Origin of the sequence: Qingshengfaniella alkalisoli, assembly GCF_007855645.1 — a bacterium.
Classification (GTDB): Bacteria; Pseudomonadota; Alphaproteobacteria; order Rhodobacterales; family Rhodobacteraceae; genus Qingshengfaniella; species Qingshengfaniella alkalisoli.
The window spans coordinates 1,002,958-1,015,415 of record NZ_CP042261.1; the positions used below are offsets into that span (position 1 = coordinate 1,002,958).

Here is a 12,458-nt window from a genome sequence, read left to right on the forward strand (position 1 = left end):
ATGAAGATCACGGTGAAACATATTGGATTGGCATCCCTTCTCGCGGTCCTGGCTTGCGCGCCCTTCATGCTGGGCACCTATCATCTGGGCGTGATGGTCGGGCTGGCGGGTTATGCAACGCTCGCGACCGCCTGGGCGATGTTTTCCGGTCCGACGCGCTATATCTCTCTTGCGACCGCTGCCTTTTTCGGAATCGGGGCCTACACCGTCGCGGTGCTGAGCGACCTCATGCCCTACCCGCTTGTGCTGCTTTGTGCGCTTGGCATCGGGGCGCTTGTCGCGTTGGTGGTCGGACTGTCCACACTACGTCTGGCTGGCGTGTACTTCGTTATCTTCACCTTCGGCCTGACGGAACTGATCCGACAGTTGATCACATGGTTCGAGGTCAATGTCAGCGGCACGCTGGGGCGGTATATCTTCCTGGAGTTGGAACCGCGTGACATCTACTGGCAATTGCTCGCGCTTCTCGCAGTGACGCTGGGCCTGTCCGCGTGGATCGGGCGCAGTCGGATCGGGTTGGCGCTGAAGGTTATCGGTGATGACGAAACGGTTGCCGCGCATAGCGGGATCAATCTGGCCCGCACGAAACTGATGCTGTTTGTACTGTCCGCTGCCATCATTACCCTGGTTGGCGCGATCCAGTCACCGCGCTGGGTTTATATCGAGCCCGTGATCGTCTTTAACCCGACCGTGTCCTTCCTGACCGTCATCATGGCGCTGCTGGGCGGGGCCAACCGTCTTTGGGGCCCGGTTCTGGGGGCTGTTCCGCTGTTCTTGCTGTTCGAATGGTTATCCGCGAATTTCCCCGACCACTTTTCAATCCTGTTGGGGGCGCTGTTCATCGCCATCGTCTTTGCGCTGCCCAACGGAGTGCTGAACGCGCTCGAAGGCATGTGGAAACGCCGCAAACAGGAGACACGCGCATGAGCACGCTTCTGAAACTGGAAAACGTAACCAAGACCTTCGGTGGCCTGACCGCGGTCAACGACATGTCCTTCGAGATCGGGCAAGGCGAGGTTGTCGGGCTGCTTGGCCCTAACGGGTCCGGCAAGACGACGCTGTTGAACCTGATTTCCGGTGCGCTGCCAGCCAGCGCCGGCGCGATCCGCATCGGCGGGTCTGATCTGGCAGGCAAGCGACCCGATGTGATCGCGGCGCACGGCGTGGCGCGGACGTTTCAGTTGGTAAAGGTTCTGCCATCGCTGACGATCCTTGAAAACGTCATGGTTCCCGCAGCGTTCGGGCGATCCAGGCTGTGGGGCGCGGCGCTGGAAGATCACGCACGCGATTGCCTCGCCAAGGTTGGCCTGACGGCGGAGGAAACGCTCCACGCGGGCGATCTGACCTATATCGACCAGAAGCGGCTGGAACTGGCCCGTGCGCTCGCGGCGGAGCCGGAATTGCTTTTGCTCGATGAATGGCTGGCTGGTCTGAACCCGACGGAGTTACGCGAAGGGATTGCTCTGATCCGCAGCCTAGAAGGCCACGGGATGACCATTCTGCTGGTTGAACATATCATGGATGCGATCCGTGCGCTGTGCCCGCGCTGCGTTGTCATGGCCGCCGGAACAAAGATTGCCGATGGCCCGACCGCGGAGGTGCTGGTCGATCCGCAGGTGATCGCCGCCTATCTGGGGACTGCCGATGCTTGAGATCAAGAACCTAACCCTTCGCTACGGTCATCACCTTGCGCTAGAGGATGTCTCGCTTACCGTCGCGCAGGGTGAAACCGTGGTTCTTTTGGGTGCGAATGGTGCCGGTAAGTCATCCTTGCTGAAATCGGTGGGTCGGCTGGTGCAACCGGCAGGCGGTGACATCCTGCTTGGTGACGCTTCTCTTCTGCCCCTTCCCGCGCATGAGATCGTGAACCGTGGCATCGCCATCGTGCCGGAAAACCGCGGGATATTCCGCGCAATGACGGTCGAAGAAAACCTGCGACTGGGTGCAAACCCTGCCCGCGCACGCACAAACGAAGCACTGATGCGCGGCGAGATATTCGCGCTTTTCCCGCGCCTTGCGGAAAGGCGACAGCAGCTTGTGCGCACCATGTCGGGCGGAGAGCAGCAGATGGTCGCCATTGCCCGCGCGCTGATGTCTCGACCTGACTACCTGTTGCTGGACGAGCCGAGCCTCGGTCTGGCACCCATCGTCACGCAGGAGTTATTCGCCGCGCTGGATCGTATCCGGCAAACCGGCCTTGCGATGCTGATCGTGGAGCAAAACGTGAAAGCCACGTTAACGCTGGCAAATCGCGGTTATGTGCTGGAAGCGGGGCGGATCATCGGCAGCGGCACATCGGAGCAGCTTGCCACCGACCCGCTTGTGCAGAAAGCATTTCTCGGATCTGCCGAGACTGTCTGAATTCAGGAGGATACTATGCAGACACTTGACCTGTTCATCGGCGGCAAACACGAACCCGCCTCCAATGATGCGTATTTCGAACGTACCAACCCCGTGACCTCCGAGGTGGTGACCAAGGCCGCCGCCGCAACGGTCGAGGATGCCGTGCGCGCGGTGGACACCGCCGCCGGCGCCTTCCCGGAATGGGCCTCGACGACACCTGTCGCCCGCCGCAAGATCCTGTTGAAAGCATCTGAGGCGTTGCTGGCGCGCGGCGACGATATCGTGCTGGCCATGAAAGAAGAAATCGGTGCGACCGAAGCCTGGGCGCGGTTCAATGTGGGCCTTGCCGCCGACATGCTGCTGGAAGCCGCCAGCCTGACCACCCACATCAAGGGCGAGATCATCCCGTCGAACCGTCCCGGCTCGACTGCTATGGCGATGCGTGCGCCGGTTGGCGTCGTGCTCGCGATGGCCCCGTGGAATGCGCCTGTCATCCTGGGGGTGCGATCGGTTGCGACGCCTCTGGCCTGCGGTAATACGGTCGTCATGAAGACATCGGAGCTGTGCCCCCGCACGCATGCGCTGATCATCGAAGCAATTACGGACGCCGGGTTGCCTGCGGGCACGCTGAACGCGATTTCCAACGATCCAGATGACGCGCCGCAGATCGTCGAAGCGTTGATCGCTCATCCCGCTGTACGTCGTGTGAACTTCACCGGATCGACCCGTGTTGGACGCATCATCGCCGAAACCGCCGGACGGCACCTGAAGCCCGCGCTTCTTGAACTGGGCGGCAAGGCCCCGTTAATCGTTCTGGATGACGCCGATATCGACGCCACCGTCGCTGCGGCGGCGTTCAGCGCTTATATGAACCAAGGCCAGATCTGCATGTCCGCCGAGCGGATCATCGTACTCGACAGCATTGCAGATGAATTTGTCGAGGCCTTCGTCAGGAAGGTGACCACCCTGACCGCAGGCGACCCGATCGAGGCCAAGCACCCGCTTGGATCGCTGGTCAATGCCGAAGCCGCCACGCGCATTCAGGCATTGATCGAAGACGCTACCTCCAAGGGGGCGAAGGTGGTTGCGGGCGGCGGTGGCTCGGGCACGATGCTGGACGCGACTGCGGTCGATCATGTCACACCGTCAATGAAGCTCTATGCCGAGGAAAGCTTCGGTCCCGTCGCCGCGATCATCCGCGTGGGTAGCACAGACGAGGCCGTGCGCGTCGCAAATGAAAGCAAGTTCGGCCTGTCATCGGCGGTCTTTGGCAAGGATCAGGCACGTGCACTTGCGGTCGCCAAGCGGATCGAAAGCGGCATCTGCCATGTCAACGGACCGACCGTGCATGACGAAGCGCAGATGCCGTTCGGCGGTGTGAAGGAATCCGGTTACGGCCGCTTCGGCGGAACGGCAGGGATCAATGAATTCACCGAACTGCGGTGGGTCACGATGCAGGACGGCCCGCTACACTTCCCGATCTGATGGACAAGGCCCGGCGTTCCGTCGGGCCTTTCGTTGACCTGTCTGGGGCCCCGGACCAGCTTCGGGGCCCTTTGTTTAGCGGATCATGACTTCCAGAAACGCACAGCGTTTTTCCTTGCGGCAAACGGCAATCGCTTCGTCGATGGCCATGCGCAATTCATCTGCGGCTGAGACGGATTTGGTCCAGGCACGGCTGGCCTTGGCCACGGAACAGAAATCCGGCGACGGCTCCAGCGATGTCAGCGGCATGCGGTTGGCCTTCGATGCATAGCCATCCGGGTACATGCCCGTCACTGAATGCCGCACGGCGCCCCATTCTCGGTTATTGAGCACCATGATCAACACGGGCAGTTCCATTGCCTCGGCAATCTGGTGGCACGCGACCGGGTTGGCGAACATGTAGGAGCCGTCCCCCATCGTCGCGACGCACAGCCGGTCGGGTTCGGCCAGTTGCCCGCCGAGCGCTGCCGGAAAGCACCAGCCAAGACCGCCTGAATGGGGTTCCTGAAACCACGACCGATGATCATCGCGTTTGAGATGCGTCAATGGCACGCCCAACTCTGAGAAGACCGTAGATTTGATACCGTCGAGCGCCTCGCCCAATACCAGCGCAACCGATTCCTTGGTCAACCCTGCAGCCATCGTGTCACGGGCGCCTTTTGCGGCGGTATTGCGGCGTTTGTCATTCGCCTCGCCCAGTGCTTTCGCGCGCTGCGCATGACCGGTCGGAGCAGATCCCATCGCTTCGACCAGCGCCGGGACGGTATCCGCGCTCTCGCCCGCGATGCACAGATCGGCAGGGAAGTTGCGCACCGGGAAGCGGCTGAACAACGGATCCGGTCCCATCTGGATCACCTTCGCGCCATCACGCAGCTTGTGCTTGTCCGGCCACCACGGCGCAAGACAATCGAGCACCAGCACGACATCGGCCTTGGCCAGCGCCTCCGCCGGGTCCGCGCCTACATGGCAAGGGTGATCCGTCGGAATCGCAAGATGCGTGGCCCACCATGAACAGACGGCAATGCCCCAGTCTTCGGCCCATTTGGAAAACTGCGCGAAGCTTTCCTCATCTCCAGCGCCGCGTTGCGCGATGACGAGAGGTGCCTCCGCCTCGGCCAGCCATTTCGCTGCGGCCCGGAGCGCATCCGCATCGGGCGCCACACGCGACGGTGACAGGGAAGTCGGTTGGTCCAGCCCGTCAGGTGGACATGGCTCGCACAGCACCTCACGCGGAAGGGTCAGATAGGTCGGCCCTTTCGGCGTGGAATTGGCAATTGCATAGGAACGATCCAGAAGCCCCGAAAGCTGTTCGGGGAAACGCAGCTCGTATTCCCATTTCGACGCCTCGCGGACAAGCGCGGTCTGGTCATACATCTCCTGCCCCCAGGCGATCGGGACCGTGCGCGCGCCGAAGCGGTCACTTTCCATCACCGGAGTGCGGCCCGACATCATCAGCACAGGCACATGTTCGCAGGCCGCGTTGATCGCGCCTATGGCACCGTTGGCCAGCCCGACATTGGTGTGCAGCATGACGGCCTGCGCCTTGCCGCTGATCAGGTAGTACCCATGCGCCATACCAAGAGCCGCATGTTCATGCGGGATGACCACGGATTTCGGCAGGTCGATACCCTTGGCCTCGGCCTCCGCCAGGCCTTCGATGATCGGCGGGAAGTCGGTGCCGGAATTGACGAACACATAGTCGACCCCCAGCGCACCCAGTTTCCCGAAGATCGCGCCGCCCGTCGTGATGTCACCCGTCATTGCAATATCCTCGGCAGCCAGAGCACCACGACCGGGAAGGCGAGAAGAAGCCCCACACGCAGCAGTTCCGCCAGGAAAAACGGCATCACGCCCTTGAAGGTCTGCGCCATGGACGTGTTGGGCGACAGCGCCGAGATGACAAACACGTTCATGCCCACCGGGGGCGTGATCAACCCCAACTCCACCACAATCAGCGCAAGGATACCGAACCAGATCTTGAGCTCGTCGGTTGACATACCGAAGCCCGCGCCTTCCGCGCCTTGATAGATGCCGCCATTGACCTCGACCAGCACGGGCCAGAAGAACGGCACGACCAGCAGGATCATCGACAGGCTGTCCATCAGGCAGCCCAGCAGGATCAAGGCGATCAACAAGATCACCATGACCGTCATCGGGGCATAACCGCTGGTGGCGACCCATTCAGCAGCGGCTTGCGGCACGCCAGCACGGGACATGAAAATCTTCAGAAGCTCCGCCCCCAGCAGGATCAGATAGATCATGCCGGTGGTGCCCGCGGTTTCCAGGATCGAGCCCTTGATGTCATTGAGCGACAACTGTCCACGGACCGTGCCGAACAGCCACACGACGAACACGCCGATCGCGGCCGCTGGTGTCGGGTTGTAAAGCCCTGCATAGATGCCGCCGATCACGATGCCGAAGACGACGAGAACCGGGATCACGCCCTTGGTGGCATCAATGAACTCGGCGCGGCTGCCTGCCCCATGCGCGGGACCAGAGCCCGGAAACAGGCGCACATAGACCGCGATAGTCAGCAGGAACAGGATGACGGCCAGAATACCTGGCAAGAACGCTGCCATGAACATCGTCACGATATTCGCCTCGACGATAACGGCGTAGATGATCAGCACGACCGAGGGCGGGATCAGAATACCCAGCACGCCGCCAGCGGCAACGGACCCGGTCGCAAGCGCTGGGGAGTATTTGTAGCGTTCCAGCTCCGGCAGGGCGACCTTGCCCATGGTGGATGCTGTCGCCAGGGACGACCCGCAGACAGCGCCGAATCCGGCACAGGCGGAAATCGCGGCCATGGCAGTGCCGCCGCGCATCCAACCGAACCACGCGTTGGCTGCTCGAAACAGATCGCGCGACAGGCCCGTCTTGGTGGCCAGTGCCCCCATCAGCACGAACATCGGAACGACCGACAAATCGTAGATGGAAAACTGCCCATAGGCGAGCGTCTTGAGTTGGCTCAGGAATATCTGTGGGCCGTTGATCAGCGCAGTACCACCCGCACCCACGAGGATCATCGCATAGGCGATGGGCACACGAATAACGATCAGGGCGATCAGGACGGCTAGTCCGATCAAGCCCAACGCGATGGGATCAACTGGCATTCTTGGCTCCGCTCACGCTTTCGACCAGCGTCACAAGCGCGGCCAGAATCAGGAAGGCAATGGAGATCAGGATCGGAATGAAAGCGACCCAGACGGGAAACTGCAAAATGGCGCTCGTCAGGTTGTAGGCTTTCTGGTCCAGCATACCGAAATACATCCGCCAGATCAGCAGGCAGCCAAAGACGAACGCAAGCGCACCGCCAATCGCCGTGAAAATGTACAGCCAGCGCGGCGAGGCATTCGAAGTGAACACATCTGCAGTGACGTTTTCACCCTGCACCTGGCAATAGGGCAGGAACATGAAGGCCGCGACCGCGACGCCGATTTCGGACAGTTCGAAGTCACCGGCAAAGGGAAAGCCGATCATTCCGCCGATAACGGTCCAGACATTGACCAGAACGACGGCAAGCAAAAGGACGCCGCCCAGCAGCGCCCATCCGGTGATGGCCCGGCGGGCAAGGCTGCAAAGCCCTGCCCCTCCGGTTGTTGCAGGAACCGGGTTCATTTGGTCGCATGCTCTTGTGTCGTGGCGATCGCTTTTTCAATCAACGCCGCTCCGTCCACGCCGGATCCAGTCACGTCTTCGACCCAACGATCATGCACGGGGGCCAGCGCGTCGCGGAACGCTGCGGTTTCTTCATCGGTCAGCACAATGTGTTCATTGCCATTCTCGACCGCCATGTTGATCCCGAAATCATCGGCGCCGCGCCAAACTTCGCCCATCTCGACCAGCCATTCCTCGTCAGAGGCATCGCGGAACGCCTGCTGCACGTCTTCGGGCAGGTTGTCCCATTTGCCCTGGTTCATGGACACCTGGAACACGGACGTGCCGAAACGTTCCTCATTCGCACCTTCGATCTGGTACTTCGTCTGCTCGAAAATCTTCAGCGGCGGGATGATCTCCCACGGGATGAAAGCACCATCGACGACGCCTTTGGACAGCGCCTGCGGCAGTTCCGGCACGGGCATCGCCACAGGCGACGCGCCAAGGGCCTCGATCACCCAAGCGCCGGTGCGTGTCGGGATACGCATCTTGGAGCCTTCCAGATCGGCAGGGCTGCGGACCTCTTTTTCGGCCATGTGGATCGCCTGGCCAGCATGGACATGCAGGAACATGACCTCCATGCCTTTGAAATCCTCGGCCAGATCACTGTCATACAGCTCGCGCATGGCAAGGTTCGAGGCGACCGGATCGTTCACATAGACGCCGGGCAGTTCGAACACTTCAGAGCGCGGGAACTGGCCCGGTGTATAACCGTTCAGCGTCCACACGATATCGACCACGCCATCACGAACCTGCTGCACCAGTTCCGGCGGACGGCCGCCCAGTGTCATGTTCGGGAAGATTTCGATCTTCACCTGACCGCCGGAGTTTTCTTCGACCTGACGCGCCCACGGCTCCAGCATCTGCGTGTGTGCCGGCGCTTGCGCGGACAGGAAATGGTGGAGCTTGAATGTGTAATCCTGTGCCATGGCGCCGCCGGCTGCAAAAACAGCGGCAACCGTCAGTCCCAGTGTCGTCCTAAGTTTCATTGTGTCCTCCCTCTTATGTGTTGCGCCAATAGTGGCGCGGGTGATGATCATGAACTAGTAGGGCAGCCCGACATAGTTTTCGGCCAGGCTCTTTCTGGCGGTCTCGGACTGCAGCAGGTATTCGAACTCCGTCTTCTGCATACGCCGCTCGAAATCACTGCGGTCGGGAAAATCGTGCAGAAGATTGGTCATCCACCACGAGAAGCGTTCACATTTCCACACGCGCGCCAGCGCCAAATCGGAATAGGCATCGAGCGCGTCGGTGTCATTCGTGGAATAGAAAGCATCCAGCGTCCGGTGCAGGTAATAGACATCCGAAAACGCCAGGTTCAGCCCCTTCGCCCCGGTCGGCGGCACGATATGGGCGGCATCGCCTGCAAGGAACAGACGACCATACCGCATGGGTTCGCTGACGAAGCTGCGCAGGGGCGCTATGCTCATCTCGATGGCCGGACCGGTGACCAGATGCGCGGCGACATCTTCGGGGATGCGCATCTTCAGCTCGTCCCAGAAACGGTCGGCGGACCAATCTTCGACCTTTTCAGTCAGGGGCACCTGCACATAGTAACGGCTGAGCACATCGGAGCGCATCGAACACAGTGCGAATCCGCGATCATGCGAGGCATAGATCAATTCATGCGCGGCGGGTGGGGTTTCGGACAGAAGACCCAGCCAGCCGAACGGATATTCGCGGATGAACTCGCGCCGCTGCGCTGCGGGGATAGCCTTGCGGGCAGGCCCGTGGAAGCCATCGCAACCGGCCACGAAATCACATTCCAGCGTATGTTCCTGCCCATCCTTGAGGTAACGCACGACGGGGCTGTCACTTTCGATGCCGTCAATCGCAAAGACGTCGGCCTCATGGATCACGGCTCCGCCACGCGCATCCCGCGCGTCATACAGGTCATGCGTAACCTCGGTCTGTCCATAGATCATCACGCCACGACCCGTCAGATCTTTGATCGGGATCTGCAGGCGCTCGTCATGCCAGCTGAGTTCGACACCGTCATGGACCTGACCTTCGCGGTCCATCCTCTCACCGACATCAGCCGCCCTCAACAGGTCGACGCTGCCCTGTTCCAGAACGCCCGCACGGATGCGGCCCAGCACATAGTCGCGTGTCCTGCGTTCCAGCACGATATTATCGATCCCGTGCAGGTCCAGCAACTGGGATAGTAGCAGACCAGCCGGCCCGCCCCCGATGATGGCGACTTGCGTTTTCATTCGCTCTTACTTCTTTGCTTTGGCGCGACCAGCGCGCAGAATTCCCTGGCCATGTCCGGCGCCCGTCCTGCTGCGTTCAGCGGATCGAACACCTGGGGCCAGTCAATTTCCGGGTGAGCGTTCTTCAGCACCTCTCGCATCGAGCCATCAGTGCCGATGGCTTCCTTGACCGCCGATTGTGCATCCGGTCGTGGCATGATCCGTGACAGAGCAAAAACGGCGGCTTCGGCGAATATCCCCTCGCCCGCATCGGTCAGATTCCGAAGCATTCGATCAGTATCTGGTTTCGCTGTCTTCAACATCGCATTTGCATTGTTCAGCGCAGCACCAACGGCCACACAAAGCTGGCGCAGGCTGTGCCATTCCTCGGCCCAGGCCGCCCCGTCGCGCTGATGATTATGAATTTGCGCGTCGAACAACGCACCTTGCAGCCGTGCAGAGGTCCGCGCCAGTGTCACCAGCGCTTCGGCTGCGACGGGATTGGACTTATGCGGCATGGTCGAAGAGGCCCCGCCCTGCAGCTTCAGTTCGTTAATCTCGGTCTGTGCCAGCAACGCGGCATCCTGCCCGATCTTTCCCAAACTGCCCGCAAGCAAGGTCAGGGCTGCCCCAAGACTCGCAACACCATCGCGTGACGCGTGCCATGCCGAATCACTGTCTGCCAGGCCAAGTGCCTGTGCAAAGTGCTTTCGCACCTGCGGAGCCCAAACCCCCATCGCCGCATCGGTTCCCGCAGCACCGTGCAGACTGATACGGCATGCACCTTTCTGCCATGCTAGCATGCGGGCCTGAAATGGCAGAATCCCCTGTCCCCAAATCGCCGCAACTGCGCCGAAGGTCGTGGGCATCGCCGCCTGTGTCCGGGTTCGTGCCAACATGACCGTTTGGTTATGCTCGGAGGCCATATCGCAAAGCCGGTCCAGAAGTCGCTGCGCCCGCTCTATCAACAGGTCGGACACAACCCGCAGTTGCACCATCGTCGCGGTGTCGACGACATCCTGCGAGGTCGCCCCCCAATGCAGATACTGCACCAGTTCCGGCGGGATCTGGTTGCGCAAAGATGCCAGAAGAGCGGGAACGACCACTCCGTCGCTGGCGGTTTTTCCGGCCAGATCGGACAACTCCACCCGACAGCCCTCGAGCGCGGCGGCCAGTCTGTTGCCTGCTTCCGCCGGAATGACACCAACCACACCCTGTGCGCGGGCCAGTTCTCCCTCAACCCGAACCATCGCTGCGACCAAGGCATCATCGCCAAGCAGCGCTGCGATCTCCGCATCCCCAAAAAGATTCTGCCACAAAGGGCTGTCTGCAAGGCTTACGGTCATTGCATCGTCTCCAGCCCCAACATTGCGCGGGCCTGTTGCCACGTTGCGACCGGGCGTTCGGCCCGGTCGCAAAGATCGACCACGCGACCGACCAGCGCGGCATTGGATGGAGCCAATGTGTTGCGATCCAGACGGACATTGTCTTCCAACCCGGTCCGGCAATGGCCGCCCGTTTCCACGCACCATTCGTTCAGTGTGATCTGATGTCGTCCGATCCCCGCCGCACACCACGTCGCTTGCGGCATCAACCGTTCACGGGTCTTGCGGTAGAAATCGAACACCTCGCGATCTACGGGCATGGCGTTTTTCACGCCCATGACGAATTGCACATGCACATTTGCGGGCAATTGACCCCGTTCGATCATCACGGCGGCCTGAAACAGATGGCTCAGATCGAAGGCTTCGATTTCCGGTCGCACATCGTAAGTCTGCATTTCCTGCGCCAGCCAGTCGACCAGATCCGGCGGGTTCTCATAGACGCGCGTAGGGAAGTTGTTCGAGCCGACAGAGAGTGACGCCATATCCGGGCGCAGCGGCAGCATGCCACCGCGCGTCTGCCCCGCGGCGGACCGACCCCCAGTCGAAAGCTGGATAATCATGCCCGGGCAGTGGTGTCGCAGCCCCTCAATGAGCTGCGCGAAACGGTCGGGGTCCGAACTGGGCGATCCATCATCATTGCGGACATGGCAATGCGCGATAGTGGCACCCGCCTCGAAAGCCGCCTGGGTGCTTTCGACCTGCTCCGCGACGGTGATCGGCACGGCCGGATTGTCGGATTTTCGGGGTAAGGATCCGGTAATCGCGACGCAGATGATGCAGGGGTCCATGGTCATTTCAGATATCGAAGAAAATCGTTTCGTCGTCACCTTGAAGGCGGATGTCGAAGCGGTAGCCATCTTCGGTCTTCTCGGCGATCAGCGTCTTCAGCCGGTCCTTGTGCTGCACTCGGGCAAGCAGCGCATCGCCGGACAGGTCGTCTTCCGGGAAATACATGCGGGTATGAAGCCCCGTGTTGATCCCCCGCGCGGACAGCCAGAAGGTCACGTGAGGCGGCGCGTATGATCCGTCATACTGCTTCACCGCACCGGGCTTGATTGTCTCGAACCGGAACGCGCCGGTTGTGAAATCAACGGCCCGCCGCGCGAAACCGTAAAACGCCGGATCGGCGCCTTCCTGACCTGCATAAAGCCCGTTGGCGTCCGCCTGCCAGATTTCAAGCATCACGTCGGTCAGGGCGGCGCCATGCCCGTCGATGACACGCCCGGTCAGTGCGATGCGCTCACCCTTGGCGTTGCCTTCAAAGATGGTCTTGCCAAGTTGCTCGAACGGCGACGGGTCAAGACCCGCCGCTTCCGGCGTCGTACCGATATGAACATAGGGACCACCCGTCTGCGACGGTGTCATCGGAAGATAGCCTAGCTTTTGCATCATG

The 12,458-nt window shown here is 61.0% G+C and carries 12 protein-coding genes; 4 read left to right on the top strand and 8 right to left on the bottom strand.

Annotated elements, in window-relative coordinates; genetic code table 11:
• The 4 genes from FPZ52_RS05140 to FPZ52_RS05155 are packed head-to-tail and all read left to right on the top strand — an operon-like array spanning nt 1 to nt 3,828.
• Nucleotides 1-927 (top strand): branched-chain amino acid ABC transporter permease, encoded by a 927-nt coding sequence (locus FPZ52_RS05140; protein ID WP_146364339.1) that lies wholly within the window; start codon nt 1-3, stop codon nt 925-927.
• Nucleotides 924-1,652: an ABC transporter ATP-binding protein gene (locus tag FPZ52_RS05145; protein WP_146364341.1), complete on the top strand. Its 729-nt coding sequence runs from the start codon at nt 924-926 to the stop codon at nt 1,650-1,652. The genes FPZ52_RS05140 and FPZ52_RS05145 overlap by 4 nt, the downstream gene beginning before the upstream one ends.
• Nucleotides 1,645-2,361 carry an ABC transporter ATP-binding protein gene (locus tag FPZ52_RS05150; protein ID WP_146364343.1) on the top strand — a complete coding sequence of 239 codons (717 nt, stop codon included), beginning with the start codon at nt 1,645-1,647 and terminating at the stop codon, nt 2,359-2,361. Before FPZ52_RS05145 ends, FPZ52_RS05150 begins: the two co-directional genes overlap by 8 nt.
• Nucleotides 2,362-2,376: 15 nt before the next feature.
• Nucleotides 2,377-3,828 (top strand): aldehyde dehydrogenase, encoded by a 1,452-nt coding sequence (locus tag FPZ52_RS05155; RefSeq protein ID WP_146364345.1) that lies wholly within the window; start codon nt 2,377-2,379, stop codon nt 3,826-3,828.
• Between the two features lie 75 nt (nt 3,829-3,903).
• Here the strand turns inward: FPZ52_RS05155 and FPZ52_RS05160 are convergent, their stop codons facing one another.
• From FPZ52_RS05160 to pcaG, 8 genes are read right to left on the bottom strand one after another with little or no spacing between them, the layout of a single operon-like run.
• Nucleotides 3,904-5,589, bottom strand: a complete 1,686-nt coding sequence (locus FPZ52_RS05160) for a thiamine pyrophosphate-requiring protein (RefSeq protein ID WP_146364347.1) — start codon at nt 5,587-5,589, stop codon at nt 3,904-3,906.
• Entirely contained in the window at nt 5,586-6,944 is a 1,359-nt protein-coding gene (locus FPZ52_RS05165; protein WP_146364350.1) for a TRAP transporter large permease, read from the bottom strand. Before FPZ52_RS05165 ends, FPZ52_RS05160 begins: the two co-directional genes overlap by 4 nt.
• A complete protein-coding gene (locus FPZ52_RS05170; protein WP_146364352.1) occupies nt 6,934-7,449 on the bottom strand; it encodes a TRAP transporter small permease in 516 nt (171 codons plus the stop codon). The genes FPZ52_RS05165 and FPZ52_RS05170 overlap by 11 nt, the downstream gene beginning before the upstream one ends.
• Entirely contained in the window at nt 7,446-8,477 is a 1,032-nt protein-coding gene (locus FPZ52_RS05175) for a TRAP transporter substrate-binding protein (protein WP_146364354.1), read from the bottom strand. Before FPZ52_RS05175 ends, FPZ52_RS05170 begins: the two co-directional genes overlap by 4 nt.
• A gap of 54 nt (nt 8,478-8,531) precedes the next feature.
• Nucleotides 8,532-9,701, bottom strand: coding sequence for a 4-hydroxybenzoate 3-monooxygenase (gene pobA / locus FPZ52_RS05180; protein WP_146364356.1), 1,170 nt, complete (start codon nt 9,699-9,701; stop codon nt 8,532-8,534).
• Nucleotides 9,698-11,026, bottom strand: a complete 1,329-nt coding sequence (locus FPZ52_RS05185; protein WP_146364358.1) for a lyase family protein — start codon at nt 11,024-11,026, stop codon at nt 9,698-9,700. Before FPZ52_RS05185 ends, pobA begins: the two co-directional genes overlap by 4 nt.
• The gene (locus tag FPZ52_RS05190) at nt 11,023-11,859 is read right to left on the bottom strand and encodes a 3-oxoadipate:acetyl-CoA acetyltransferase (RefSeq protein WP_146364360.1); all 837 of its coding nucleotides are present in this window, start codon (nt 11,857-11,859) and stop codon (nt 11,023-11,025) included. Before FPZ52_RS05190 ends, FPZ52_RS05185 begins: the two co-directional genes overlap by 4 nt.
• Nucleotide 11,860: 1 nt before the next feature.
• The gene (pcaG, locus tag FPZ52_RS05195) at nt 11,861-12,457 is read right to left on the bottom strand and encodes a protocatechuate 3,4-dioxygenase subunit alpha (protein ID WP_146364362.1); all 597 of its coding nucleotides are present in this window, start codon (nt 12,455-12,457) and stop codon (nt 11,861-11,863) included.
• Between the last annotated feature and the right edge of the window lies 1 nt (nt 12,458).